Origin of the sequence: Mesorhizobium sp. M0815 (assembly GCF_040319995.1) — a bacterium.
In the GTDB taxonomy this organism is placed as follows: Bacteria; Pseudomonadota; Alphaproteobacteria; order Rhizobiales; family Rhizobiaceae; genus Mesorhizobium.
Genome location: NZ_JAMYOU010000002.1, coordinates 283,944 through 310,570 on the forward strand (window position 1 = coordinate 283,944; position 26,627 = coordinate 310,570).

Consider the following 26,627-nt stretch of genomic DNA (forward strand, 5'->3'; position numbering starts at 1 on the left):
AAAACCTAAGCGATGTCGTCGCGGATGCAGGCCTTCAGATGACCCTCGGCTGTCGCCCTCAGCGGCGGCATAGCCCCGGCGCAAGCCTCCAGCGCAAACGGGCAACGGGTCCGGAAAACACAGCCCGACGGCGGGTTTGCCGGGCTGGGAATATCGCCCTTGAGCACCTGCCGGTCTTGCCTGGCCAACGGATCGAGCGACGGAATGGCCGACAGCAGCGCGCGCGTATAGGGATGCTGCGGCCGGGCATAGAGCTCGGCCGCCGGCGCAACCTCCATGATGCGCCCGAGATAGAGCACGATGACCGTGTCGCAGATGTACTCGACCACGGCCAGATCGTGCGAAATGAACAGCATGGTCAGCCCAAGCCGGAGCTGCAGATCGCGCAACAAATTGATGATTTGGGCCTGGATCGAGACGTCGAGCGCCGAGACCGGCTCGTCGGCGACAATGAATTCCGGCTCGAGCGTCAGCGCCCGGGCGATGCCGATGCGCTGGCGCTGGCCGCCCGAGAATTCATGGGCGTAGCGATCATAGGCGTCGACCGGCAACTCGACCGCGGCAAGTGCCTTCTCGGCCTTCGCCCGCCGCTCGGATTTCCTGCCAATGCCTTGAATGTCCAAGCCTTCGGTGAGGATCTGCCCGATGGTCATGCGCGGCGACAGGCTGGCGAAGGGATCCTGGAAAATATACTGCATCTTGCGGCGCTGGCGGCGCAACTGGGCGGCACCCAGCCTGGTGATGTCGGTGCCGCCATAGCTGATCTGGCCGGATGTCGGCTCGATCAGACGCAGCACCGAGCGGCCGATCGTGGTCTTGCCGGAGCCGGATTCGCCGACCAGCCCGACCACCTGACCACGCCTGACCTCGAACGAAATATCCTCCAGTGCCCTGACGATGGGGCCGCGCGAAAACGCGGTCGGCGCAAAATGCTTGGTCAGGTTTTTGACCGATAGGAAGGGGGCGCCGTCCATCAGAGCTCCTCCCAGCGCAGGCAGCGGCTTTGCTGGGTCGGCGTCGCCGCAAATAGTGGCGGCACCGCGGCGCGGCAGGCAGTGATAGCCATCGGGCAGCGCGGCGCGAAGGAACAGCCCTTGGGCAGCAAGGCGAGCGACGGAACATTTCCGGCAATGGTCGGCAGCGGCGTCCCCGCCATCTTCAGCGCCGTGGCCTCGCCGAGCCGCGGCACCGAGCGCATCAACCCCGCCGTATAGGGATGACGCGGGCGGGTGAACACTTCGCTCACCGGGCCTGTTTCGACGATACGCCCGGCATACATCACCGCTACCCGGTCGGCAATTTCGGCGACGACGCCGAGATTGTGAGTGACGAACAGGATGCCCATGCCGCGCTGCGCCTGCAGCTCGGCCAAAAGATCGAGAATCTGGGCCTGGATTGTGACGTCCAGCGCGGTTGTCGGCTCATCGGCGATCAGCAAGCCTGGATCGCAGGACAGGGCCATGGCGATAGTGGCGCGCTGGCGCATCCCGCCCGACAGCTCGTGCGGATACTGTCGCGCCCGCCGCTTCGGATCGGGAATGCCGACCTGCTCCAGCAGCCGCACCGCGTCTGCTTCTGCCTCGCGATGCGATTTGCCGAGATGGATGCGGATCGGCTCGGCAATCTGCTCGCCGATCGTGTAGACCGGGTTGAGGCTGGCCATCGGCTCCTGGAACACCATGCCGATCTCGTTGCCGCGTATCTTGCGCAGCGACTCGGCATCGAGGCTGGTCAGCTCGGTGACCGTGCCGTTCTTGCGCCGCAGCGCGATCGAACCCTCGGCGATATGCCCGACCCTTTTCGGCAACAGGCCGATGATCGACAGGCTGGTGACGGATTTGCCGGACCCGGATTCGCCGACGAGCGCCACCGTCTCGCCGGAGCCGATCGTCAGGTCGACATCCGTTACCGCCGCGATGTCGCGCCCCGCAATGCGGAACACCGCGCGCAGGCCGGAAATCGAGAGGATCGGCGCGACACTCAGCGGAGCAGCCCCACGTCGCGAAGGATCATGTCGATCTTCGCGGTTTCCTCCTCGTTCAGGCTGCGCTGCGGCCGCGCCATGGTGTTCGAGGCGATGATGCCGAGGCTCTTCATCGCTGCCTTGAAGGCGCCGACGCCGGCCGAGCCGGCGCTTGTCCTGCCGAGCGAGATCCAGACGATCTCGAACAGCTTTAACAGCCGCTCCTGCTCTAGCCGGGCTTCGGCATGCTGGCCGGCCTGCATCAGCTTCCACAGCCTGACATAGCCATGCGGGTCGACATTGGCGAGGCCCGGCACGACGCCATGCGCACCCATGGCCAGCACGCTGTCGACCAGGATCTCGGAGCCGGTCATGCCGAAGAACCCCGGGTCATCGGCCATATCCTTGAGCACGTAACGCAGATTGCCGTCATCGCCGCTGGAATCCTTGATGCCCGCGATGGCGCCTTCCCGGGCGAGGCCGACCGTGGTCTTGCGCTCCAGCTTGATGTGAACGCAGACCGGGATGTCGTAGGCGATGACGGGAATGTCGATCGCATCCTTGATATAGCGGAAGTGGTCGCCGATCTCCGGCTGGCTGGTGCGGGTATAAAACGGCGCGGTGACGACGATGGCGTCGACGCCGGCCGATCTGGCGATGCGGGCGTGATTGATCACACGATCGGTCGTCGGGTCGATGACCCCAGCGAAGATCGGAACCCGGCCGTTATTGACCCTGACCGCGTGCTCGAGGATGGCCCTGCGGCCCGCCTCGTCGTGGAAGACCACCTCGCTGGTCGAGCCGAGCACGAACAGCCCGTGGACACCGCCGTCGAGCAGGTTCTCGATGGTGCGGGTGAACGAGGGAAAGTCGATGCTGAAATCGGCATTGAGCGGGGTGACGACAGGTGGCACGACGCCGGTAAACAGGGGCATTTTGATGAACCTTTGAGGTCAGTTGAGATCGGAGCGAGGATCGAATGCATCGCGCAAGCCGTCGCCGATGAAATTGATGGCGAGCACGGTGAGCACCAGTGCGGCGCCCGGGAACATCCATTGCCAGGGGTAATTTTCCAGCACGACGGTGGAGCGGGCGAGATTGAGCATGTTGCCCCAGCTGGCTTCTGGCGGTGCGATGCCCAGGCCGAGAAAGGACAGGCCGGCCTCGAGCAGGATAGCGTTGGCGATCTGCAAGGTGGCGTAGACGACCAGGATATCGATGCAGTTGGGCAGGCCATGCCGGAACAGCAGATGCGGCAGCCCCGCGCCCATGCCCCGGGCCGCAACGACGAAATCGCGCTCGCGCAGTTCGAGCAGCCGGGCGCGCACCATGCGCGACAGCACTGGCCAGGAGAGCAGCGAGATCACCAGGATGGTCGGGGCGATGCCGGTGCCGGCAATCGAAGCCAGCACCAGCAGGAAGATCACCGGCGGCAGCGTCATCGCCAGATCGACCAGGCGCATCACCGTTCCGTCGACGAGACGCCCGCCAAAGCTGGCGACGGCGCCGATCAGGAAGCCGATGACGGTCGAGATGGCAACCGAACAGATGGCAACCAGCAGTGAGATCCGCCCGCCTTGCAGCAACCGTGCCATGACATCACGCCCAACGCCATCGCTGCCCAGCCAATGAATGGCGGACGGCGCCTTGTTCATCGCCCTGAGGTCGATGGCGTTCGGGCCGAACGGCCACCACAGAGGATAGGTCGAAACCGCCAACAGGATCGGGATGACGATCAAAAGCCCGGCGCGTGCCGCTCGGTTTTCAAAAAAGCGGTCGAACGCGCGGCGAAGCGGGCCTTTGGTTTGCGGCACGGCTGTCGGGTCAACTGTAGGATCTGGCGCGGTGATTGCCATCATGCCACCTGAATGCGCGGGTCGACGACGGCATAGACGACGTCGGTCAAGAGGTTGACCAGGATGACGCAAACGCCGATCACCAGGGTAGCGCCCATGATCACCGGGTAATCGCGGGTGCCGACGGCGTTGACCAGAAGCAGTCCCATGCCCGGCCAGTTGAACACGCTTTCCAGGAAGATGGCGCCGCCGACGGCGATGCCGACGGTCGAGCCGATCAGGGTAATGACCGGCAAGAGCGCATTGCGGGTGGCGTGCTTGATGATCACCCAGAACTCGCGCACGCCCTTGGCGCGCGCCGTCCGCACGTAGTCCTGGTTGAGCACTTCCAGCAGCGAAGCGCGCATGTAGCGCATGATCAGCGCGGCATGGCCGATCGATAGCAGGCAAGCGGGCAGGATGAGGTGCGCTAGCACATCCGTCATCGAGAACGGCGCGCCGGCCGTCTGCATGCCGCCGGACGGCGCCCAGCGCAGCAGCACTGAGAAGAAATAGAGACCGAGCAGCGCCGTCAGGAAAGCCGGGCTGGAGATACCGATAAACGACAGCACCGACAGCGCGATGTCGGACGGTTCGTTACGGCGCACCGCGCTGAAAATGCCGGCGGAAATGCCGAGCACGATGGCGATCGCCAGGCCCGTGCCCATCAGCAGCGCCGTCGGGCCGATGCGTTCCATGACCAGTGGCAGCACGGCAACGCCGCTGCGCTGGATCGAATAGCCGAAGTCACCGCTCAGCGCCGCGCGCAGCCAGGCGAGATATTGCACGGGAAGCGGCCGATCGAGCCCGAGCCGTTCGCGCAGGCCCTCGAGGTCGGAAGCCGACATGGGGACCGACGGGTTGATATAGGCGTCGATCGGATCGCCCGGCGCCAGCCGCAGCAGGATGAAGATGAGGACGCTGAGCGCGACCAGCATCAGCAGTCCTGTGGCGCTGCGGCGGGCGATGAAGCTCAACATGGGCTTTCCGTGGCCGTGGCAGGCGGCGCCAAAGTGGTTCCGCCTGCTCGCTTGGTTGCGGAGTTCTTACTGGATGTCCCAGCGCTCGGGGTGAGCTGCATAAGGACCGCCGCCCGGCGCCGGCGTCCAGACGAAGTCACGCAGCTTGTTGGAGGCCACGCCATAGCGGTTGGCCACCCACAACGTCGCCCAGGGTAGCTCCTTGTTCATGACCTTGCAGACCTCCTGCCAGGATTGATCGAGCTTGGCCGGATCGGTTTGGCCGAGCGCGGCGTCCAACGCGGTGCTCAGGTCGTCGAACTCGATGCGCATGGTGTTGAAGCCTGCCGGCGGAATCTGCGACTTGTTGAGGCCGGGATTGAGGCCGGCCGGGTTGGGGCCGTTCTGCAGGCCGGCATAAACCATCGGAAATGCATTCCAGTCCGGCGTGCCTTGCTTGTAGACGATGCCATTGTAGGTCGGCGTATCGACGACGCGCGGCACCACATTGATGCCGACCTCGGCCAGCATCGACTGGACAGCGGCCATCACATTGGCGGCTTGCGGCGAGCCGTAATAGGTCAGCAAGGTGATCGGCTTGTCGCCATTGATCTTGTCCCAGCCCGCCTCGGTCAGCAGCGCCTTGGCCTTTGCCGGATCGTAGGCATAGGGTTCGAGGTCTGCCGGAACGAGATGCGGCGCGACATAGCCGCAATTGGCTGGCTTGGCGGCACCGCCGTAGAGGCTGTCGATGATGGCGTTGCGATCGATCGCATACATAATCGCCTGGCGGACACGGATATCCCTAAACAGGTCGACCTTCTGGTTCAGGCCGATATAGTTGACCACGTACGAGGCACCTTCGATCACCTTGAAATTGCTGTCGCTCTTGAAGGATGCCGCATCGTCGGGCTCGACATAGGTGAACTGGATCTCGCCGGCGCGGAGCGCGGCGACGGCCGCCGCCGGCGACTCGAAATAGCGGTTGATGAGCACGTCTACCTTCGGCTTGCCGCTGCGATAGTCGTCATCGGCTGCCAGTTCGACATATTGGTCGGTCACGTAGCGCTTGAACTTGAACGGGCCGGTGCCCACCGGAGCGGTCGACCACCAGGTGCTTGTCGCCAGTGATTCCGGCGGCAGAGCGGCCAGGGCATGCTCCGGCAGGATCATTAGCTGCGAGAGGATGGATAGAAACGAGCCGTTCGGTTTCGATAGCTTCACCACTGCGGTGTGGTCATCCGGTGCATCGACCGAGGCGATGTTGGCGAGGCGGGCGGCAAACAGGCTGCCGGAGGCCTTGTTCTTGGCAAGCTCGAGGGTGAACTTGACGTCCTTCGAGGTGAACGGTTTGCCGTCATGCCAGGTCTCGTTGACCAGGTTGAACGTATAGCTCAGCTGGTCGTCGCTGATCTTGTAGTTCTTGGCGAGGTCGCCTTCGATCTCGGTCAGCCCGGCATTGAAGATGACCAGCGGTTCGAAATAGGTGCTGAGCCAGGTGTAGCCGCCGGTCGCGACCAGCGGGTTGAAGTTCTTGGGAAAACCGCCCGGGCCGACGTCGAAGCCGCCCGCAATGGTCTTGGCGCTTTGTGCCTGGACATTGGTCAATGGGGCAATGCTGGCGAGCAGCAGCCCGGCGACTGAGAATGCGATGGTCCTGATGCGCATGGTTTCCTCCCTTGGCATATTCAGGTTGTTCTTCAGCTTGCTCGGTTTTTGGCGATAACCTGCTGGATCCCCCGGTAATGGTCGTCGAGCCGCCGACGCGCCTGGTCGACATCCTTGGCGGCGACAGCCTCGACGATCTCGTGATGGTCGCGCCATGTCGCCAGCGGCGTCGGATTATCGAGATTGGTGAAATTCGAGGCCTTGTCGAACGCCGTCCAGAAGATGTCGATCAGTGCGCTCAGCATGTGATTGTTCTGGCAGCGGAACAGCAGCTGGTGGAATTGCTGGTCCTCTTCGGCGAAGCTCTCATGGCGCTCGGCACGTTGCCGCATGCGCTCGGTCAACTGGCGCAGCGCCTCGATATCCTCGGCACTGATCATCTCGATCGTCTTGGCGATGAGGCCGGTTTCCAGCACGCGGCGGATTTCGCGCAGCTCTTCGACATCGCGCAGCGAATCCTGCAAGCCGTATGCCAGGTTATCCAGCAGCGGCTTGAACGAGAACTCCTTGACGAAGACGCCGATGCCGCGCCGCGTCTCCAGGATGCCGATCGATTCCAGCGCCTTGATGGCTTCCCGCACGGAGTTGCGGCCGACGCCGAGCCGCTGCGCCAGGAACGTTTCCGGCGGCAAGGGATCGCCTGCCTTGAGCTGGTTGCTTTCGATATAGGCCCTAAGGCTTTCCTGCACGGTGACGTGAAGAAGCGGCGGTCTGCTCAACGGTTCGATCGACTTCAGTTCCGCCATCCCACTGCTTTCATCATCCGCCGGATTAGCCTGCCCGCTTGTCGTATAGCTACTTGTAGGATATCCTGCAAGCCCATAACAAACCTGCTGCCTTCGAATGAAGATTACCCTCGCCGGCTCGAGCCACTGGCACGCCGAAATGCACCTCGACGCCGCACGCTTTTACGGTGCGGAGATCGCCGGCATCTGGGACGAGGATCCTGGCCAAGCGCATGGGTTCGCCGCGCGTCATGACCTGCCGTTCATCGAAGATTTCACGGAGATACTCTCCAGCCCGCCGGATGCGATCCTGTTGATGGGGCACCCTTCGATGGTGCCGGCGCGGGCACGCGCGATCATCGCGGCAGGGATACCGCTGATCCTGGAGAAGCCGGCGGCCAGCCATACGAGGGAACTGATGGCGCTGTGCGAGCTTGCCAGGCAGCACCAGGCTTTTGTCGCTGTTCCCCTGCCCAACCGTTTCGGGCCGGCCGTTGCCGGCTTTGAACGGCTGCGCCGGCAAGGTCGCGCCGGGCCGGTGGCGCATTGCCAGTTCCGGCTGGTCAACGGCCCGCCGCAACGCTACATCGCCGACGGTGTCGCCTGGGTCGTCGATCCGGCGGTTGGCGGCGGGGGTGCGTTGAGGAATCTTGGCATACACGGCGTCGACGCGGCACTCAGCCTCGCAACCGGCAAGCTCGGCCTGAAAAGCGTTTCGATCGCGAACCGCATTCATCCCGGCCCGGTCGAGGACCATGCGCTGCTGGTGCTGGAAGACGAGGCCGGCGCGGTGTTCATCGTCGAGGCCGGTTACACCTTTGCCTCGATGCGCCCCGGCGGTGACTTCGAGTGGCGTATCGTCAGTGCCAATGCCACCCTCATCGATCATGGCGACCATGCCACCTGCGCAACGCTCGACGATGCGGCCGTTGCCGATTTGCCGGTCGAACTGCCGGCAACGCGCTATCGTCTGTTCATGCGCGATACGCTTGACCGGCTGGCCAGAAAGGCGCCTCCGCCGGTGTCCATCGAGGATTATGTTGCGGCGATGTCTCTGATCGACGCCGCTTATGAAAAGGCAGGATCATGATTGGAATAGGAATTATCGGCGCCGGCGATTTCGGCGCAGCCCATGCGCGGGCAATCCGTGAGGTTGGAGGGATTCGTCTCGTCGCCGCCTCTCGTGGAAATGCCGATGCGCTGCAGCGCTTCACCGCCGAATATGGCGGCCGCGGCTACACTGATTGGCGCAAGCTGCTGGACGACAAGGAGGTCGACGCGGTCCTCATTGCCACCCCGCACCATCTCCATGCCGAAATGGCCATCGGCGCAGCAAACGCCGGCAAGCACATCCTGCTCGAAAAGCCGATGGCGCCGACGGCGGCTGCCTGCGACGCGATCAACGCCGCCGTAACCGATAGCGGCGTCAAGCTGATGGTCGCCCATCTCATGCATTTCGCCCTGCCCTGCATGGCAGCCAGGCAGAAGCTGGAGCAAGGAGAGCTCGGCCGGCCGCTCATCGGATCGAGCTGGATCATCAAGCTATGGATGGAGCACAATCGCCGCGACTGGCATCTGCGCAAGTCGACCGGCGGCGGCATGCTGTTGACGGCCGGCATCCACGCGCTCGACCGCCTGGTCTGGCTGATGGATGACGATGTCGTGTCGGTGAGCGGCATGCTCGGCGCCAAGTTCCATGACCAGGAAGCAGACGACAGCGCCTTGCTTGGGCTGCGCTTCGCCGGCGGCGGCATCGGCCAGGTGCAGAGCATCGGCTATCGCACCGGCGCTACCACCTACGCCATGGATCTGGTCTGCGAGCAGGGAACGCTGCGCATCGACATGGATCGCGGCACGATGCTTGGACGCGATACGGTCTGGACCGAGTTGCCCGGTTCATTCGAACCGAACTGGATGCACAACGCGCTGGTGCGCGAATGGAGCGCGATGCGCGATGCCATTGCCGACGACACGCCGGTGCCGGTCGACGGTCTCTATGCACGCAAGATCATCGGCATTATCGAGGCTGCCTTCGCGTCGAACGAAACCCGCCACGAACACGAGATCGCCGGTGCACGCTGACCTCGACGACCATCTGGCCCGCTTGCCCGCACACGCACCGCGCGGCGTCTGGGGCGCGGTGATGCTGGCCATCGACGATCGCGGAGCGATCGACTGGCAGGCGACGGAAGAGACGATCGCGCGGCTTTGCGCGTCAGGCGTCGACGGCGTCTATTCCAATGGCACGGCCTGCGAATTCCATTGCCAGACCGAGCCCGAATTCGACCGGCTTTGTGGGCTGGTCGCCGCAACAGCCGGCGGCGCGCGCCTTCCTTTCCAGATCGGCATCAGCCAGTCCAATCCGCGCGTCGCACTGGAGCGGCTGACGCGGGTCTCGGCGTTTGGCCCGGCGGCGGTGCAATTCACACTGCCCGACTGGTGGCCGCCCAGCGACGACGAGGTCATGCGTTTTGTCGGCCGCCTCTGCGAGGCCGCGCCCGAAACGCCGCTGGTGCTCTACAACCCGCCGCACGCCAAGCGTCGCCTGACACTCGAAGGCATCGCCCGGCTGCGCGCGGCCGTGCCGTCGCTGGTCGGCGCCAAACTGCCGGGCGGTGACGCCGACTGGTATGCCGATATGCGCCACAAACTGGACGGATTCTCCGTCTTCGTCCCCGGCCACACGCTGGCGACAGGCTATGCTGGGGGAGCCCATGGCAGCTATTCCAACGTTGCCTGCCTCAACCCGAAGGGTGCGGTACAGTGGTGGCAGATGATCCGCACCGACATGGCCGCCGCTGCCGAGGTCGAGGCCCGCATACAGGCCTTCCTCGCCGCACATGTCCTACCGTTTCGCACCCGTTACAATGTCAGCGATGCAGCGCTCGACAAGGCGATGGCGGCGGCCGGCGGCTGGGCGCCACTCGGCCCGCGACTGCTCTGGCCCTACAGCTCCGTTCCCGATCAGGAAATCCCGACGCTGGCCAGGGCCGCTCACGCGGCTTTCCCGGAATGGTGGTAGACCCGTCAGCAAGGCGCGGGACGACGGCGGCTCTTCAGCAGCCGGCTCTCGCGCCCTGTGTCGCACGGGACGCAAACGCCCCCGGCTGAGGGATATCGGCCTCGCGCCGCGCCAGCGAGTTGCGCAGCAGTGCGATCGCCTCGCGGCCGGCAGTCGCAATCTCGCGCGGCCTGTCGACGCCGACGATCATGAACTCCTTGATCCCCAAAGCGGCGTAGGAAAGCAGCGACAGCGCGACCTGCGCCGGCGGCCCGGCAAGTTCGAGCGCCTTCTGGCAGGAAGCGGCCGGCTTATCTTCCGAACGGATTCGGTCTTCCGAACGGATTCGGACGGGAAGCGCGAAACGCAGCTTGCCGGCCCGACCGTGTTCGGCGGCAGCGCCGCGTACGCGCTCCATTGACTGTCGGATTTCTGCAAGCGAGCCGGGCGCCAGCTCGAACACATCCGCATGCCTGCCCGCGACCCTGAGCGCCGTGCCCGACTGTCCGCCCATGCGGATGGTCACGTCGGCACCATGCGGCCCCTTGCGCGGCACATAGCCGCCGTTGACGCTGTAAAAGGCGCCTTCATGGTCGAACGGCCTGTCGTTCGACCACAACCGCTTCAGTAGCACCAGATATTCGTCGATGCGTTGCCAGACCACCGTATGGCCGGCCGGACGTGCCTCGGCATCGTCGTCGCTCAGCGGCTCGCTGAGCATCCTGAGCGACAGCCGGCCACGGCTTCTCGCGTCGAGGGCAGCGAGCTGCCGCGCCGCCACGGTTGGTTCGATCACGCCCGCCCAATGCGTGAGCACGACCTCGAGGGAGGAGGTCCGGTCCAGCGTCTGGGCGGCAAGGTCCATATTGGTCAGCAGCCCGGCCTGGTCGTCGATGACGATCTTCTGGAATCCGGCATCCTCGATCAGTGACAGCTTCGTCGCGGTCTCGACAAAGTCGTAGAAAAAGCTGGCGTCGGCAGCGTGGATCTTACCGGGAACATGCGTGAACTCGATCGGCATTGCCATCTCCTCCATCACGTTGAATCAGGGCGCGCGAAAGCGCACCGGCATTCGGTTCATTCAACTCCGGAATTTCTGCAAACGGCAGGCCGCTATCCCGAGCAAGTCTCGACGATCAGAGCCTTTACAAATCAGGGGATCAGCCCCAGTACCACTGCCCCGGTGAATACGAACGCAAGGGCAAAGACGAGATAAGCGAAAGCGCCGGCGTAGGCCGGCCGCCATACCTGGTCGGAACTCAGCCTTTGGCCTCTGCGGGCAGTCTGAGCGTTCTGGCTATAGGACATATCGACCTCCGTCTCGGCGCTTAATCTATAAAATCAGTAGACTTTGTCGAGTGCTATTTTCGCGCGATCTTTAGAACAATTTTCTCCAACTGCTAGACAAATTAGTGCTTTTACTGCTTAGCGCTGCCTTTTTGAGGCGTGCCGGGGTGACGGCAGAAAACGTCCGGTCCATGTGTCTGTGGCTCCTTGGCCATCCAATGGATGCGGGATAGCATCGCTGCTTGAGCGGAAAGCCGCGACGTCACGGCAAGGCAGCAGGGAGCAAAACATGGGTACAAGACTGGCCGGCAAGGTCGCCATCATTTCGGGCGGCGCGACGGGAATGGGCGGTGCGGCCTCGGAGCTTTTCGCGGCGGAGGGCGCCAAGGTGGCGATCATCGACCGCAACGGCGAAGCGGCGGCTGCCACCGCAGCGGCAATCAGGCAACGCGGCCAGGTCGCCGAGCACTGGGTCGCCGACGTATCGGACGAGCGGCAGGTCGAAGCGGCGGTGAAGGGCGTGATGGAAAAATTCGGCCCGGTCACGGTTCTGTTCAACCATGCCGGCACCATCGTCATCAAACCCTTCCTGGAGACCACGCTGCAGGAATGGGACTGGCTGCATGCCGTCAATGTGCGTTCGATGTTCCTGATGACGCGCGCCGTGCTGCCCGGCATGATCGCCGCCGGCGGCGGTTCCATCGTCTGCACCTCGTCGATCTCGGCGGTGGCGGCGACGCCGATGGAGGTGCTTTACGACACCACCAAGGGTGCCTGCCACATGTTCGCGCGTGCCATTGCCGTCGAATTCCGCGACCGCAACGTCCGCTGCAATGCGGTCTGCCCCGGCTTCATCAGGACGCCGCATGGCCTGCGCGAGGTCGCCGATCTCGACAAACTCGGCGTCGATGTCTCAGACGCGGCAATGGCGGCGCAGCAGGGGCGGATCGGCGAGCCGGAAGAGGTGGCGAGGGCAGCCCTGTTCCTGGCCAGCGACGAGGCCAGCTTCGTCAACGGCGCCCATCTGTTCGTGGATAACGGCTTTACCGCGATGTGAAGGACGGCGCGCCGCTACCGCTCTTCGCGCCGGAACGGCTTGAGCAGTGCCGAAGGAGCCACCGCATTGCGCGACATCACCGCCATGGCGACGATGGTGAAGATGAAGGGCAGCATCAGGAACGCCTCATAAGGAATGTGGCCGAGCCCACTTGCCTGCATGCGCAATTGCAGCGCGTCGACGAAGGCGAACAACAGTGCGGCGCCTGCCGAGCGCCATGGATCCCAGCGGCCGAAGACGACGAGTGCGATCGCCACCCAGCCACGCCCGGAAACCACGCCGAAGGTGAAAGCGTTGAATTGCGCCATCGACAGGAAGGCGCCTGCAAGCCCCATCAAGGCGCCGCCGAGGATCACCGCCTGGGAGCGCGTCGCGATGACGCTGACGCCTGCCGAATCGGCGGCGCGCGGGTTTTCACCGACCATGCGAACCGACAGACCCCACGGCGTGCGGTAGAGCACGAAGGCGGCCAGGGGAATAGACAGCATCGCCATGTAGACCAGCGAAAACTGGTTGAACACCGCCGGCCCGAGCACCGGAATGCCGGATAGTATCGGGATCGGCAGCGTCTCGAACCCCTTGATGTTCGGCGGCACCGATTGCTGGCCGAAGATCAGCCGGTAGAGGAAATAGGCAAGACCTGAACTGAACAGCGTCACGCCGATGCCGCAGACATGCTGGCTGAGGCCGAGCGCCACCGTGAACAGCGCGTGCACGGCGCCCATCAGCGCCCCGGTCAGCACCGCCGCAAGCACGCCAAGCCAGAGGCTGCCGCTGAGGCTCGCCGCGGTGAAGCCGGTCATTGCCGACAACAGCATGATGCCTTCGATGCCGAGATTGAGCACGCCGGCGCGCTCGGAAAACATCTCGCCCAGCGTCGCGAAGGCAAGCGGCGTGGCGATGCGGATGATGGCGGCCAGGAAGCCGACCTGGAATATCTGCTCCAGCACCACGCTCATTTGGCTATTCCCACGCGACGGATGCGATAGGCGGTGAACAGCAGCGCCACCAGCATGGCGAGCAGCGCCGTTCCCTGGATGACATCGCTGAGGAAGGCCGGAACGCCGGTCGCCCGCGACGTCGCCTCGGCGCCGGTCATGACGGCGGCAAGGAAGATCGCCGCCGGCACGACGCCGAGCGGATTGAGCCTCGCCAGCATGGCGACGACGATGCCGGAATAGCCATAGCCCGGCGAGATGTCGCTCATCACCTGGAAATGCACGCCGCCGACCTCGCCGACGCCGGCAAGGCCGGCCAGCGCGCCTGATAGCAGCGCCGTCGAAATCAGCACCCGCTCGACATTGATGCCGCCATAGCGCGCGGCTTCCGGGTTCTCGCCGGTGACCCTGATGCGGAAACCAAGCGTCGTGCGCGCGACCACGAACCAGATGACCGGTGCGGCGACCAGCGCTGCGACGACGCCGAGATGCAGTCGCGTGCCTTCGAGCAGCACTGGGAAATTCGCTGAATCCTCGATCGGCGGCGAGATCGGGTAGCCGCTGAAACTATCCTTCCATGGGCCCTCGATCAGCGCCATCAGCGCGTAGAAAATGACCGAATTGAGCAGCAGCGAGCTGACCACGTCATCGACCCTGAATTTTACCCGCAGTGTGGCAGGGATCAGGGCGACGGCCGCGCCGGCGGCGGCGCCCGCCAGCGCCATCAGCAACATGGCGAGCGGCCCCGGCATCGGGATGGCGCCGACGGCACAGCTCGCCACCGCACCGGCCAGCAATTGCCCTTCGGCGCCGATGTTCCAGAATTTGGCGCGGAAAGCGACCGCCACGGCAAGGCCGGTGAAGATCATCGGCGCGGCACGCACCAGCGTTTCGGTGATGGCGTAGCTGTCGCCCAACGACGCCGAAAACATCACGCCATATGCCTCGACGACGCCGGCGCCGGCCAATGCAATGAGGCCGCTGCACAGGATCAGCGTCGCGCCGATGGCGAGCAGCGGCAGCGCCAGATTGAACCAGGCGGGCGTTGAGGTGCGGGCCTCGAGACGGAACATCAGGCCTCCGCCCCGGTCATCATCAACCCGAGTCTGGCGACGCTGGCATCGGCGCTGTTCAGCGTGCCGACGATGCGGCCCTCATACATCACGGCAATGCGGTCGCAGAGCATCAGCAACTCTTCCAGGTCCTCGCCGATAACGATAATGCCGCAGCCCTTGGCGCGCATGTCGAGGAATTTTTCGTGGATGAAGCGCGCGGCACCAATATCGAGGCCGCGTGTCGGCTGCGAAACGATCAGCACCTTTGGGTCGAAGGCGAGTTCGCGCGCCAAAAGCGCCTTCTGCAGATTGCCGCCGGACAGCGCCCCGGCGCGCGTCATCGGCCCGGGGCAACGTATATCGTAGGCCTTGATCTGCGCCTCGGCGAAGGTGCGGATCGCATCCTGTCTGAGCAGGCCGTTGCGGCTGAACGCCACCGTGCCGATGCGCGGCAGCACCATCGAATCGGCAAGCGGCAGATTGGTGACCAGGCCGGTCGTCATGCGGTCTTCCGGGATGCGGCCGAGGCCGAGCGCCTGCACTGCGCTCGGCGAGAACCGCGAAACGGCTTTGCCGGCTATCGTCATGCGGCCGGCATCGGGCGCTCGCACGCCGGAGATGACCTCGGCAAGCGCCCGCTGGCCATTGCCGGAGACGCCGGCGATACCAAGGACCTCGCCGCCACGAACCGACAGCGAAACATCGCGCAGCGCCATACCGGAATGCTGCGATGTCGAGATGCCGTCGAGGGTCAGCACCGCCGCACCCGGTGTCGACGGTCCCCTGGCCGGAGGCACGATCTTGTGGCCGCACATCAGCCGCGCCATCTCCGAAGATGTCGTGCTGGCCGGCGCATCGACGCGGCCGGCAACCCGCCCGTGCCTGAGCACGACGCAGCGATGCGTCAGCGCCCGCACCTCGTTGAGCTTGTGCGAGATGAAGATGATGCCGAGCCCCTGTGCCGCCATCGAGCGCAGCGCCGAAAACAGTCCGTCGACCTCGGTTGGCGCCAGCACCGCCGTCGGCTCGTCGAGGATCAGCAGCCTTGCGCCGCGAAACAGCGCCTTGACGATTTCGAGCCGCTGTTGCTCGCCGACCGACAGCGCCGAGACGGGGAGGTCCGGGTCGAGCGCCAGCCCGTGCTGGCGGCCGATCTCGGCGAGCCGCGCCAGCCCGCCGGCGCGGTCGATCCGGCCCGATCTGCCGGGAATGCCGATCAGGAGGTTCTCCAGCACCGAAAGCCGCGGTGCGAGATGAAAATGCTGGTGCACCATGCCGATGCCGGCGGCAAGCGCATCGGCCGAGCTGTTGATCGCCACCGGCCGACCCTGCACCAGGATCTCGCCGGCATCGGGCGCATAGGCGCCGAACAGCACGTTCATCAGCGTCGTCTTGCCGGCACCGTTTTCGCCGAGCAACCCAAGGATCTCACCCGGCGCGACGCTGAGATCGACGGCCTCGTTCGCCTTGACGGCGCCGAAGCTCTTGGTGATGCCGCGCATTTCGATGAGAGGGGCGGGCAAGGGCACTCCTGGTGAGAGATGGCGCGGATACCCCCCTTGCGGGGAGGTGCCGAGCGAAGCGAGGCGGGAGGGGTCCCCTCAACCGCCTCGACGTTTCAACCGACAAGGATGGAGCGGGTGGCAGGGGACCCCACCCGGCCCTGCGGGCCACCCTCCCCTCAAGGGGGAGGGGCGGGCGCACTCAGTCCGAGACCGGCGTATTCTCGTCCACGTCGACTCGGAAATTGCCGTCGAGGATCTCGGCCTTCTTCTTCTCGACCAGTTCCTTGACCTCGGCCGGCAGCGTCTTGTCGAATTTGTGGTACGGCGCGAGGTAGGAGCCGCCCTTGGCCATGCGCGAGAAATCGCCGTAATCCTGCGCGGTGAAGACGCCGGCCTTGACCAGCTTGATCGCCTGCTCGACGGTCGGATACATGTCCCAGACCGGCCCGGTGATCACCGTGTCGGGGCCGAGGCTCGACTGGTCCGACATGTTGGAGATGGCGAGGATCTTCTTCTCCGCCGCCGCTTCGATGACACCGAAGCGCTCGGCATAGATGACGTCGACGCCGGCGTCGATCTGGGCGACGGCCGCTTCCTTTGCCTTCGGCGGGTCGAAGAACGAGCCGATGAAGGCGACCTTCTTCTTGATGTTGGGATTGACCTCCCTGGCGCCGGCAAAGAAGGCGTTGACCAGCCGGTTCACTTCCGGAATGCCCATCGCCGCGACCGCGCCGATCGTTCCCGATTTTGACATCTTTCCGGCGATCATGCCGGACAGATAGGCCGGCTCGTGGATCCAGTTGTCGAAGACACCGAAATTCGGCTCGGCCGGCCCGGCGCCGGAACCGAACAGGAAGGCGGTCTTAGGAAACTGCTTGGCCGTCCTGCGCGATTCGCGCTCGGCGGCGAAGGCATCGCCCAGCACCAGCTCATAGCCGCCTTGCGCATATTCGCGCATGACACGGCTGAAATCGGCGGTCTGCACCTTCTCCGACCATTTGTATTCGATGCCGAGTTCCTTCTCGGCCTTCTGCAGGGCGACGTGGATCTGGTTGTCCCACGGCTCCTCGATCGGCGTGGCGAAGATCGCCGCCACTTTCAGCTTCTTGGTCTTAGCAAAGGCGCTGCCCGGCAGCATCGCCGCCGCCAGGCCGAGCGCGCCCAGTTCCAGCACGTTGCGTCGCGAAAGCCCTTCGCGTTTCGATTGGATTCTGCTCTTCCCGTTGTCCATTGCATGCCCCTCTGATTGGCGCCGTGTCGAGCCGGCTCTCTTCTCTGGAATATCAGCGAAGGAACTATGGAACGGTGCCCGGCTTTTGTCCACATGGTCAAATTTGAAGGGCGGAACGACGTGGGAATTCGCGCAGCCGCACCTTCAGAACGGCCGGAATTGCTCGCTCACAATCTCTCCAGCGCCACCGCTATGCCCTGGCCGACACCGATGCACATGGTGGCAAGCGCATAGCGGCCGCCGACTTCGCGCAGTTCCAATGCCGCCGTGCCGGTGATGCGCGCCCCGGACATGCCGAGCGGATGACCGAGCGCGATGGCGCCGCCATTCGGGTTGACGTGCTCCGCATCCTCGGCAATGCCGAGTTGGCGCAGCACGGCGATGCCTTGCGAGGCGAAGGCCTCGTTGAGCTCGATGACATCGAATTGCTGCGGCGTCAGGCCGAGCCGGGCGCATAGCTTTTGCGTGGCCGGCACCGGGCCGATGCCCATGAGGCGCGGCGCCACGCCGGCCGTGGCACCGCCGAGAATACGGGCGATCGGCGTCAACCCGTATCTTTTCACGGCTGCTTCCGAGGCAACGATGAGCGCCGCCGCGCCGTCATTGACGCCCGACGCGTTGCCGGCCGTGACCGTGCCGCTTTGCCGGAACGGCGTCGGCAGTTTGGCCAGCGCCTCGATCGTGGTACCCGAGCGCGGATGTTCGTCCTTCGAGACGACGATCGGGTCACCCTTGCGCTGCGCGATCGTCACCGGCGTGATTTCCTTTGCCAGCCGGCCATTGGCTTGTGCGGCGACCGCCTTGTCCTGGCTGCGCACGGCAAACGCATCCTGGTCGGCGCGAGAGACGGCGAACTCTTCCGCCACGTTCTCGCCCGTCTCCGGCATCGAATCGACGCCGTATTGCTTCTTCATCAGTGGATTGACGAAGCGCCAGCCGATCGTGGTATCGTGAACTTCGGCATTGCGCGAAAACGCGGTCTCGGCCTTCGGCAGCACGAACGGTGCGCGCGACATCGATTCGACGCCGCCGGATATCATCAGCTCCGCCTCGCCGGCCTTGATCGCGCGCGCTGCGATGATGACGGCATCCATGCCCGAACCGCAGAGGCGATTGACGGTCGAGCCGGAAATCTCCTTCGGCAGGCCGGCCAGCAGCAGTACCATGCGCGCCACATTGCGATTGTCCTCACCGGCCTGATTGGCGCAGCCATAGACGACGTCGTCGATGGCAGCCCAGTCGATGCCGGGATTGCGCTCGACCAGCGCCCTCAGCGGGATTGCGCCGAGATCGTCGGCACGCACCGCCGACAACGAACCGCCGAAGCGGCCGATCGGCGTGCGGATATAGTCGCAGATATAGGCCTCGGCCATTATGCAACTTCCCTTTGCGCTGACGATTTCTGCTCCCGGCCCAGCCATGTTGGCCGCATTCTCCTTGAGACGAAAGCACATCTTGCCGCCGGCCGTTAGGCCAAAGGGAATTTCAGCTCCCGCCCGCCGGGAGCTGCGGATCAGCCGATGCTTTCACCGCCGTCGATCACCAACGCCTGCCCGGTCATGAAGGACGAGCGGTCGGAAACGAGAAACAGGATCGCTTCGGCGATTTCCTGGGCGCTGGCCCAGCGCTGCATGGGGATCTTGGTGCGGACATAGTTTTCGATCGCCGCCCGCCCGCCCATCTGCGCGATAAACGGTTCGTTGAAGGGCGTGTCGACCCAGCCGGGGCACAACGCGTTGACGCGGACATTGTGCCGGGCATAGTCGAGCGACATCTGCCGGGTCATCGCCACCACGGCATGTTTTGAGGTCGCGTAGGCGATCATTTCGCGGTCGTAGAACACACCCGAATTCGAGGCGGTATTCAGGATCACCCCGCCGCCTTGCGCGATCATCGACGGCATGACCAGCCTGGCCGCGAGGAACTGCGCCCGCACATTGATCCGCCAGGAGGCATCCATGCCGTCGGCGCCGACTTCGGTCAGCGTGCCGCCGACCTGGATCCCGGCATGATTGTGCAGGATGTCGATCCGCCGATGCCGGCCCAGCGTTCCTGCGACGAGCTGCTCGACCGCCGCATCGTCGCCGACATCGGTGGCGACGGCTTCGGCCCGACCGCCGGACGCACGAATGTCGGAAGCGGTTGCTTCCCCCGCCGCCTGGTCCCTGTCGGCGATCACCACGAGCGCGCCTTCCCTGGCCATTATCATGGCGCCGGCACGCCCGATCCCCGACCCGGCGCCCGTCACCACGGCGATGCGATCTTTCAGAATCATGTTTTTGTCTTTCAGTGGGATGGTTTTCGCTGGCGCAATTGCCATTGGGCGAGCACCACGAGCAGAACGGAGGCGACGAGCACGATCGTCGCGATGGCATTGATCTCCGGCGTGACCCCGCGCCGGATCGAGGCAAAGACATAGATCGGCAATGTCGTCTGCGCGCCGGCGACGAAAAAAGCGACGATGAAATCGTCGAAGGAGAATGTGAAGGCGAGCAGGAAGCCGGCGACCACCGCCGGCATGATCTGCGGCAACACGATGCTGCGGAACGTCGTCAGCGGGGTGGCGTAAAGATCGCTCGAAGCCTCGACCAGATTGCGGTCGAGGCTGCCGAGGCGCGTGCCGACGATCATCGCCACCAGCGCCATCGAAAACAGCCCGTGCGCGGCGATGATCGAGCCATAGCCGAGCGCCAGGCGCGGTGGCTGATCGTTCGGCCACAGCGAAGCGACAAACGGGTTGACCACCCCGAATAGCTGGACCAGCGCGACCAGCGTCGAGATGCCGATGACGACGCCAGGAACGACGATCGCAGCACCCAAAAGCGCATTGAAGACGGCTCGCGTCCGCGCGCCGACACGCGCCAGGCCAAGCGCCGCCGCGGTGCCGCAGAGTGCCGCGAGCAAGGCGCTGGTCGTGGCGATTAACAGGCTGTTCTTCAGCGCTTCGACCAGGAACGGGTTCGCCAGTGCCTTGCCGTACCATTGCACCGAGAAGCCAGTGAACTCGCTGGCGTGGTGGCCGGCGTTGAACGAGAACAGCACCACCAGCGCGATCGGCAGGTAGAGAAAGGCAAAGACCGCAACGACGAAGGCACGCATCAGATCAGGTCCACCCGGCGGGCACCCGAAAGCCGTGTCGAAATGCGGTTCGCGGCAAGCAGCACGACCACGGAAACCGCTACAAGGGTTATGGCGATTGCCGATCCGAACGGCCAGTTGCGCGATTGCAGGAACAGATCGACCAGCGCGTTGCCGATGAAGAAGACCTTGCCGCCGCCGAGTAGCGTTGGGATCAGATATTCGCCGAGCAACAGGATCATGACCAGCGAGAAGCCGGTCATCACACCTGGCAGCGACAGCCGCAGCGTCACGCCGAGGAATGTCGAGATCGGCGTCGCGCCGAGATCGGCGGAGGCCTCCAGCAGCCGGCGATCGAGCCGCTCGAGGCTGACATAGATCGGCAGGATCATCAGCGGCAGATAACCATAGACGATGCCGAGCAGAACCGCTCCCGGCGTATTGATCAGCCGCACATCCTCCATCCCGACATAGGCCAGCAGAGCTGGGACGCCGCGCCCGCCAAGCACATACATCCAGGCATAAGTCCGCATCAGCAGGCTGGTCCAGAACGGGATGACGACAAGCGCAAGCAGGATCAGCCGCCACCGCTCCGGCGCGCGCAAGGCGAGGTAATAGGCGACCGGATAGGCAACGAGAAGACAGGCCAGTGCACCGGCCGGCGCCAGCACCATGGTGTTCCAGAAGGCGGTCGCCCGCGCCGGAAGATTGGCATACTGCGCCAAGGTGAAAGCGGCCTGATAGCCGCCTTCCGGCGCCCGCTCGCCGACGCTGAAAACGGCGATCGCCACGAACGGCAAAACTAAAAACACCAACAGCCATGCGGTCGCCGGACCGAGCAGCAGGGCGGTCAGGAGATTGTGACGAAGAACATTGCTGCGCATTGAAAAATCGCCCCGATGCCGGCGGACATCTGTCCGCCGGGGGAGTTGCCTGCATCGGACCTTTGGTCCGCCCGGTTCAAGCCGACTTGAAGCGTGCCATCAATTCGGCCCGGCCCGGGTCGGTCAAGGTCGCGGCTGCACCGAATTCGAGTGGCTTGAGCAGATCCGCCGCCGGATAGAGGATCGGATTTTCCAGCACCTCCTTGGGCAGCAGCGCATTGACCCGCGCATCGGTGGAAGGCGCACCGTTGGCCAGGTGCTCCCTGACCGCGACTTTCGGGTTCATCAAATAGTTGAGCAAGGCATAACCCGCAGGCTTGTTGGGCGCATCCTTGGGGATTGCGTAGAAGTCGGTCCAGATCTCGCCGCCTTCCTTGCCAAGCACGTAGGCGATTTCGGGGATGTCGCGGTGGAGCTGCGCCCCGTCATTGGTCCAGCACATCGTCATCCAGGCGTCGCCGGCACGCATCGACGGCTGGTAGTCGCTGGAGACCGCGAACAGATGCGGCTTGACCTTCAGCAGCAATTCCTCCGCCTTGGCGAGTTCGTCCGGCTTCAGCGAGTTGAACGAGAAGCCGAAATATTTCAGCGCGTTGCCGATCGTGGTCAGCTGGTAATCATGAACCATGGTCCGGCCGTCGCCCTCCGCCATCGCCGTGTCCCAGAATTCCTTCCAGCTCGTCATCGGCTTGGCCAGTTTCTTGGTGTTGACGGCAAAGCCGGTGGTGCCCCAATTCTTCGGCACAGCGTAGGTCACGCCGTCGATGGTGCCTTCCCCAGTGAAGCGCGGGTCTTCTTGCGAGCCGTCATAATTGGCAAGCTTTGCCATATCGAGCGCTTCGATGATGCCGAGCTTCTTGTAAGTCGAGATCGTGTAGTTGGTTGGAACGAAAAGGCTCCAGCCCGAGGCGCCGGCCTGCAGCTTGGCCAGCATCTCCTCGTTTGAGCCGAACACATTGACCTCGACGGCAACGCCGGTCTCGGCCTGGAAATTCTCGAACGTCGCCGGGTCGTGATAATTGGGCCAGGTGGCAATCGACATGCGGTCGCCAAGACCTTCCTGGGCGAAAGCCGGCGTCGGCATGATGCCGAGCTCGCGGGCCATCACCGCCGTTGCGATGCCCAGGCCGGTAAGGCCAAGGAACTCGCGGCGGCCGATGGAACCCCGCTTGAGGCGCATCAATTGATCGACGAACTTTTCAGGGCTTATCGGCAGTCCGTCACGATATGATTTCGACATTTTTGTTTTCCCTCTGGTTGGTCCCGTTATTCTCCGGAAACGCCAGCGGCGTTCCGGCTGCAAAGCCGATGGCAACGGGTTCACCCGGCTTGAAGAGATTTCCACCGCCAATCAGATGATCGGCCTTTGCGAGCAGCGTCCCGATGCCCTGGACCTCGATTGCATATTCCGCGGTCGAACCGAGAAAGATCCGGTTGCGGACAAGCCCGTTCAGCCGGCCGCTTCCGGGCGCGCCGAGGCTTAGCGATTCAGGGCGCAGGCTGACCGAAACGGCTTCACCCTGAGCCATCGAAGTCCGCTTGCGCGCGGCAATGACAGTGCCATCGGCAAGCGCCACCTCGACGAGCTTGCCCGAGAGCCCGACGACCTTGCCGCTCAACAGATTGGTCTTGCCGACGAAATCGGCGACAAAGAGGTCGGCGGGTTCGTCGTAGATTTCGCTCGGCTGCCCAAGCTGGACGATACGCCCGCCATTCATGACGCAGACGAAATCGCTCATCGACAGTGCTTCTTCCTGATCGTGGGTGACCAGGACGAAGGTGATGCCGATCTCGCGCTGCAGGTTCTGCAGCTCTATCTGCATGTCGGTGCGCAGCTTCTTGTCGAGCGCCGCCAGGGGCTCGTCGAGCAGCAGCACCGCCGGTTTGTTGACCAGCGCCCGCGCCAGGGCGACACGCTGCTGCTGGCCGCCGGAAAGCTCATGGATCTTGCGGCGTCCATAGCCGGCAAGCCGCACCATGGCGAGCGCCTCGCCTGCTTTCAGGCTGATCTCGCGCGACGACAGGCGCGGCCGCGCCTGGCGCAGGCCATAGGCGATGTTGTCCTCGACATCCAGATGCGGAAACAACGCATATTGCTGGAACACCATGTTGACCGGCCGCCGATAGGGCGGCGTGCCGGCCATGTCGTGGCCACGGATGAATACCGCGCCTTCGCTTGGCTGTTCGAAGCCGCCGATCATGCGCAAACAGGTTGTCTTGCCGCAGCCGGACGGCCCGAGCAAGGCGACAAAGGCAGACGGCGGGATGGCAAGATCGATGCCGCTGACCGCGATCACGCTGCCGTAGCGTTTGGTGACCCCGCGAAACTCGATGTCGGGCACTGCGGTCAAAGCTGCGGGCTCCAGCGGCTAGTTGATCTCGAAACGCTATCAGAGCCAATGGCGGCTAGTATATACCTCCCAGGTGGTATATTTTGTCTATTTTCTCGTCTGGAGGGGTATGAATTGGGCGTTTCGCGCAGCGATGAATACAGCCGGCTCGCTGCGCTCATCGCAGCGACGCGGGAGACCAGCGGCGAGCTTTTCGGCAAGGCAATGGTGGCCTGGCTCCGGCAGCATGTCAGCTTCGATCATTGCGTGATCTTCGGCTATCGCGGCGCCTTACGCCCGCCGCTGCTGTTCGAGACATTCTCGCCGGCCGACAGCCACGTCTTCGTCGCGCTCTATCAGGAAGGGCCTTATCTGCTCGATCCGTTCCACCATGCTGCGGTCGAGCGCAAGGAAGGCTTTTGGCGCATGCGCGAATTGGCGCCGGATCGCTTCTATGCCAGCGAATATTACCGCTCCTATTACAGCCAGACCAGACTTGCGGAGGAGGTCGGCTTTTTTGTGCCGCTGCCGGGAAAGGACGCACTGGTGCTCTCGCTGATGCGATTGCGCGCTTCGGGACCTTTCGGAACCGCCGATGCGAGGTTGCTGCGCGACATGGCGCCTGCGGTGATCAATCTCATCAGGCTGCGCTGGCATGATCTTCCGGCCGACAAACCGGCAGAGACGAAGCAGGACGAAACGATTGCTCCAGTCAGCGAGTTCGAACGTGCTCACATCTGGAAGAGCCTTTCGCTCACGCCGCGCGAACAGCATGTCGTCGACCTGGTGCTTCAGGGCCATTCCACGGAATCAATCGCCAGGGCGATGCGCATCGTGCCGGGAACCGTAAAAGTCCATCGCCGTAACATCTACCGCAAGCTCAAGATCAAATCGCAGGCGGGCCTATTCGCGCGTTTTGTCGAGATCATGGATGCACGGATTCGGTAGTCCCAAGTTCAGCCGGCAGCGCCGTCCCAGGAACCGGTTTCGGCCATTTGCCTGAGCAGAGGTGCCGCCCGGAAGACGTCCTCGCCGGTCTGCTGGTGCCAGTGATCCAACCGCCGGATGATCTTGTCCACGCCTTCGCGGCTTGCCCAGAACATCGGCCCGCCCTTGCCGACCGGGAAGCCATAGCCGTTGACCCAGACGACGTCGATATCGGACGCGCGGGCGGCAATCTGTTCCTCGAGGATTTTGGCGCCCTCGTTGATCATCGGATAGAGCGTGCGCTCGATGATCTCCTCGGCGCCGATTGCCCGCGGTGCAATGCCGCGTTCAGCAGCCTTGTTGTGGATGAGCGCTTCGACCTCCGGATCGGGCAGCGGCGTGCGCGAACCGTTCTCATAGCGATAGAAGCCGCTGCCGGTCTTCTGGCCGAAATGGCCCTGTTCGCACAACGTGTCGGCGATGTCAGCCGTCTGGCCACGCGCCTTGCGGTTGCGCCAGCCTATGTCGAGGCCGGCGAGATCGCTCATCTGGAACGGCCCCATCGGCCAGCCGAAATCGGTGAACACCTGGTCGACCTGGCGCGGCATTGCACCCTCGAGCAGAAGCGCCTCCAGTTCCGCACCCCGCGCCGCCAGCATGCGGTTGCCGACGAAGCCGTGGCAGACGCCGACGACGACCGGCACCTTGCCGATCCGCCGCGCCAGATCGACGATGGTCGTCAGCACGTCCGGCGAGGTCTTGTCGGCGCGGACGATTTCCAGAAGCTTCATGACGTTAGCCGGCGAAAAGAAATGCATGCCAAGGAGATCTTGCGGCCGCGACGTCGAAGCGGCGATCTCGTTGACGTCGAGATAAGAGGTGTTGGTGGCAAGGATCGCGCCCGGTTTGGCCACCGCATCGAGCCTGCCGAATACCTCCTTCTTGACCGCCATTTCCTCGAACACAGCCTCGACGATCAGGTCGCAATCGGCGAGGTCTGCATAGTCGGTGCTGCCCCTGAACAAAGCCAGCCGCTGGCGCTTGGCGTCTTCGCTCAGCGACCCGCGGGTGACGGAAACGGCATAGTTCTTGTCGATCGTCGCCAGCCCGCGTTGCAATGCTTCCTGCGTTGTTTCCAGCAAGGTCACGGGAAGACCGCCATTGGCGAACGCCATGGCGATGCCGCCGCCCATCGTGCCGGCGCCGATGACGCCGACCCGGGCGATCTTGCGCCTGACGACATCCTTGCCGGCAAGCTTTGCCGCCTCACGTTCAGCGAAGAACAAATGCCGCTGCGCGCGTGATTGGTCGCCGGCGACAAGCTTGACGAACAGGTCGCGTTCGGCCGCCAGCGCTTCGTCGAAGGGCAGCGTGAGGGCGTCGCGGACCGACTGCGCACAGGCTATCGGCGCCTCGAGACCGCGCGCTTTGCCCGCAAGCGTTGCCGCCTCCTTGTCGAAGGCCGGCAAGTCGGCCTGGTCGAGGCGATCGTTGCGGTCGCGCACCGGCGTGAACGGACCGCCTTTCGCGGCCGTTTCGCTGGCGAAACTCACCGCTTGCGCGGTCAGGTCGCCATCGAAGACGGCATCCACCAGACCGGCGGCGCGCGCCTCGGCCGCATTGATCGGCGTTCCCGAAACGATCATGCTGAGTGCCTTCAGCGGACCAACCAAGCGCGGCAGGCGAACCGTGCCGCCGCCGCCCGGCAGCAGGCCGAGCTTGACTTCCGGCAGGCCGAGCCTTGCCGCTCGGTCGGCAACACGGAAATGGCAGCCGAGCGCCAGTTCCAGGCCGCCGCCGAGCGCAGTGCCGTGAATGGCGGCGACCGTCGGCTTGGCGATGGTTTCCAGCACGGCGACAATGGCGCGCAATTCCGGCTGCTGCGCCGGTCTGCCGAATTCGGTGATGTCGGCGCCGGCGACGAAGGTCCGCCCGGCGCAGGCTATCACGATTGCTCCCACCGACGGCTCGTCCCGCAGGGAAACGAGCGCCCGCATCAACGGCTCGCGCACATGGAAGCTCAGCGCGTTGACCGGCGGATTGTCGATGGTCACCAGCGCGACGTTGCCGTGCCTTGTAGTGCTGACGAAATCGGGCACGCAAACCTCATACAATGATGTTGGCCAGGAGCCCGACGGGATTTACAGCGCTGGCATGCGGATGGGAACCACATGTTTGCGGGCC

The 26,627-nt window shown here is 64.2% G+C and carries 25 protein-coding genes; 5 read left to right on the top strand and 20 right to left on the bottom strand.

What is annotated here, in order from left to right:
* Positions 1 to 5: 5 nt before the first annotated feature.
* The 7 genes from NKI01_RS04025 to NKI01_RS04055 all read right to left on the bottom strand — a co-directional run bounded on the left by NKI01_RS04025 (position 6) and on the right by NKI01_RS04055 (position 7,171).
* Entirely contained in the window at positions 6 to 974 is a 969-nt protein-coding gene (locus NKI01_RS04025; RefSeq protein WP_352961950.1) for an ABC transporter ATP-binding protein, read from the bottom strand.
* Positions 974 to 1,984 carry an ABC transporter ATP-binding protein gene (locus tag NKI01_RS04030; protein ID WP_352917815.1) on the bottom strand — a complete coding sequence of 337 codons (1,011 nt, stop codon included), beginning with the start codon at positions 1,982 to 1,984 and terminating at the stop codon, positions 974 to 976. Before NKI01_RS04030 ends, NKI01_RS04025 begins: the two co-directional genes overlap by 1 nt.
* The gene (locus NKI01_RS04035; RefSeq protein WP_352917778.1) at positions 1,981 to 2,898 is read right to left on the bottom strand and encodes a dihydrodipicolinate synthase family protein; all 918 of its coding nucleotides are present in this window, start codon (positions 2,896 to 2,898) and stop codon (positions 1,981 to 1,983) included. Before NKI01_RS04035 ends, NKI01_RS04030 begins: the two co-directional genes overlap by 4 nt.
* An 18-nt stretch (positions 2,899 to 2,916) precedes the next feature.
* Positions 2,917 to 3,822: an ABC transporter permease gene (locus tag NKI01_RS04040; RefSeq protein ID WP_502896308.1), complete on the bottom strand. Its 906-nt coding sequence runs from the start codon at positions 3,820 to 3,822 to the stop codon at positions 2,917 to 2,919.
* Positions 3,819 to 4,778: an ABC transporter permease gene (locus tag NKI01_RS04045; RefSeq protein WP_352480994.1), complete on the bottom strand. Its 960-nt coding sequence runs from the start codon at positions 4,776 to 4,778 to the stop codon at positions 3,819 to 3,821. The genes NKI01_RS04040 and NKI01_RS04045 overlap by 4 nt, the downstream gene beginning before the upstream one ends.
* A 66-nt stretch (positions 4,779 to 4,844) precedes the next feature.
* A complete protein-coding gene (locus NKI01_RS04050) occupies positions 4,845 to 6,425 on the bottom strand; it encodes an ABC transporter substrate-binding protein (protein ID WP_352917779.1) in 1,581 nt (526 codons plus the stop codon).
* A gap of 32 nt (positions 6,426 to 6,457) precedes the next feature.
* On the bottom strand, positions 6,458 to 7,171 hold the full coding sequence (locus tag NKI01_RS04055; RefSeq protein WP_031194640.1) for a FadR/GntR family transcriptional regulator: 714 nt from the start codon (positions 7,169 to 7,171) through the stop codon (positions 6,458 to 6,460).
* A gap of 97 nt (positions 7,172 to 7,268) precedes the next feature.
* Here NKI01_RS04055 and NKI01_RS04060 point away from each other — a divergent pair, with 97 nt between their 5' ends.
* From NKI01_RS04060 to NKI01_RS04070, 3 genes are read left to right on the top strand one after another with little or no spacing between them, the layout of a single operon-like run.
* On the top strand, positions 7,269 to 8,240 hold the full coding sequence (locus NKI01_RS04060; RefSeq protein ID WP_352917780.1) for a Gfo/Idh/MocA family protein: 972 nt from the start codon (positions 7,269 to 7,271) through the stop codon (positions 8,238 to 8,240).
* Positions 8,237 to 9,232 (top strand): Gfo/Idh/MocA family protein, encoded by a 996-nt coding sequence (locus NKI01_RS04065; protein ID WP_352917781.1) that lies wholly within the window; start codon positions 8,237 to 8,239, stop codon positions 9,230 to 9,232. The genes NKI01_RS04060 and NKI01_RS04065 overlap by 4 nt, the downstream gene beginning before the upstream one ends.
* On the top strand, positions 9,222 to 10,172 hold the full coding sequence (locus NKI01_RS04070) for a dihydrodipicolinate synthase family protein (RefSeq protein ID WP_280940428.1): 951 nt from the start codon (positions 9,222 to 9,224) through the stop codon (positions 10,170 to 10,172). The genes NKI01_RS04065 and NKI01_RS04070 overlap by 11 nt, the downstream gene beginning before the upstream one ends.
* A 34-nt stretch (positions 10,173 to 10,206) precedes the next feature.
* Here NKI01_RS04070 and NKI01_RS04075 read toward each other — a convergent pair whose 3' ends face one another.
* Entirely contained in the window at positions 10,207 to 11,172 is a 966-nt protein-coding gene (locus tag NKI01_RS04075; protein ID WP_352814958.1) for an LLM class flavin-dependent oxidoreductase, read from the bottom strand.
* 131 nt (positions 11,173 to 11,303) lie between these two features.
* Positions 11,304 to 11,459, bottom strand: coding sequence for a hypothetical protein (locus tag NKI01_RS04080; protein WP_352961954.1), 156 nt, complete (start codon positions 11,457 to 11,459; stop codon positions 11,304 to 11,306).
* Between the two features lie 268 nt (positions 11,460 to 11,727).
* Between NKI01_RS04080 and NKI01_RS04085 the strand changes: the two genes are divergently transcribed.
* On the top strand, positions 11,728 to 12,495 hold the full coding sequence (locus NKI01_RS04085; RefSeq protein ID WP_352480998.1) for an SDR family NAD(P)-dependent oxidoreductase: 768 nt from the start codon (positions 11,728 to 11,730) through the stop codon (positions 12,493 to 12,495).
* A gap of 14 nt (positions 12,496 to 12,509) precedes the next feature.
* On the opposite strand, the gene NKI01_RS04090 is transcribed toward NKI01_RS04085, so the two are convergent.
* The 10 genes from NKI01_RS04090 to NKI01_RS04135 form a co-directional block, all read right to left on the bottom strand.
* Positions 12,510 to 13,454, bottom strand: coding sequence for an ABC transporter permease (locus NKI01_RS04090; protein ID WP_352480999.1), 945 nt, complete (start codon positions 13,452 to 13,454; stop codon positions 12,510 to 12,512).
* Positions 13,451 to 14,506 carry an ABC transporter permease gene (locus tag NKI01_RS04095; RefSeq protein WP_352961957.1) on the bottom strand — a complete coding sequence of 352 codons (1,056 nt, stop codon included), beginning with the start codon at positions 14,504 to 14,506 and terminating at the stop codon, positions 13,451 to 13,453. The genes NKI01_RS04090 and NKI01_RS04095 overlap by 4 nt, the downstream gene beginning before the upstream one ends.
* The gene (locus NKI01_RS04100) at positions 14,506 to 16,011 is read right to left on the bottom strand and encodes an ABC transporter ATP-binding protein (RefSeq protein WP_502899418.1); all 1,506 of its coding nucleotides are present in this window, start codon (positions 16,009 to 16,011) and stop codon (positions 14,506 to 14,508) included. The genes NKI01_RS04095 and NKI01_RS04100 overlap by 1 nt, the downstream gene beginning before the upstream one ends.
* Before the next feature lie 181 nt (positions 16,012 to 16,192).
* Complete coding sequence (locus tag NKI01_RS04105; protein ID WP_352451297.1) at positions 16,193 to 17,224, bottom strand: BMP family protein; 1,032 nt, start codon at positions 17,222 to 17,224, stop codon at positions 16,193 to 16,195.
* A gap of 167 nt (positions 17,225 to 17,391) precedes the next feature.
* The gene (gene pcaF / locus NKI01_RS04110; RefSeq protein WP_352961960.1) at positions 17,392 to 18,597 is read right to left on the bottom strand and encodes a 3-oxoadipyl-CoA thiolase; all 1,206 of its coding nucleotides are present in this window, start codon (positions 18,595 to 18,597) and stop codon (positions 17,392 to 17,394) included.
* A 140-nt stretch (positions 18,598 to 18,737) separates the two neighbouring features.
* Entirely contained in the window at positions 18,738 to 19,499 is a 762-nt protein-coding gene (locus tag NKI01_RS04115; protein ID WP_023721353.1) for an SDR family NAD(P)-dependent oxidoreductase, read from the bottom strand.
* Between the two features lie 11 nt (positions 19,500 to 19,510).
* A complete protein-coding gene (locus tag NKI01_RS04120; RefSeq protein WP_352961963.1) occupies positions 19,511 to 20,323 on the bottom strand; it encodes an ABC transporter permease in 813 nt (270 codons plus the stop codon).
* Complete coding sequence (locus NKI01_RS04125) at positions 20,323 to 21,186, bottom strand: ABC transporter permease (protein WP_352481004.1); 864 nt, start codon at positions 21,184 to 21,186, stop codon at positions 20,323 to 20,325. Before NKI01_RS04125 ends, NKI01_RS04120 begins: the two co-directional genes overlap by 1 nt.
* Positions 21,187 to 21,262: 76 nt before the next feature.
* Positions 21,263 to 22,426: an ABC transporter substrate-binding protein gene (locus tag NKI01_RS04130; protein WP_023721356.1), complete on the bottom strand. Its 1,164-nt coding sequence runs from the start codon at positions 22,424 to 22,426 to the stop codon at positions 21,263 to 21,265.
* Positions 22,407 to 23,537: an ABC transporter ATP-binding protein gene (locus NKI01_RS04135; RefSeq protein WP_023721357.1), complete on the bottom strand. Its 1,131-nt coding sequence runs from the start codon at positions 23,535 to 23,537 to the stop codon at positions 22,407 to 22,409. Before NKI01_RS04135 ends, NKI01_RS04130 begins: the two co-directional genes overlap by 20 nt.
* Positions 23,538 to 23,651: 114 nt before the next feature.
* Between NKI01_RS04135 and NKI01_RS04140 the strand changes: the two genes are divergently transcribed.
* Positions 23,652 to 24,464 carry a response regulator transcription factor gene (locus NKI01_RS04140; protein ID WP_352481005.1) on the top strand — a complete coding sequence of 271 codons (813 nt, stop codon included), beginning with the start codon at positions 23,652 to 23,654 and terminating at the stop codon, positions 24,462 to 24,464.
* Between the two features lie 8 nt (positions 24,465 to 24,472).
* Here the strand turns inward: NKI01_RS04140 and NKI01_RS04145 are convergent, their stop codons facing one another.
* Positions 24,473 to 26,542, bottom strand: coding sequence for a 3-hydroxyacyl-CoA dehydrogenase NAD-binding domain-containing protein (locus NKI01_RS04145; RefSeq protein ID WP_352718055.1), 2,070 nt, complete (start codon positions 26,540 to 26,542; stop codon positions 24,473 to 24,475).
* Positions 26,543 to 26,627: the final 85 nt, after the last annotated feature.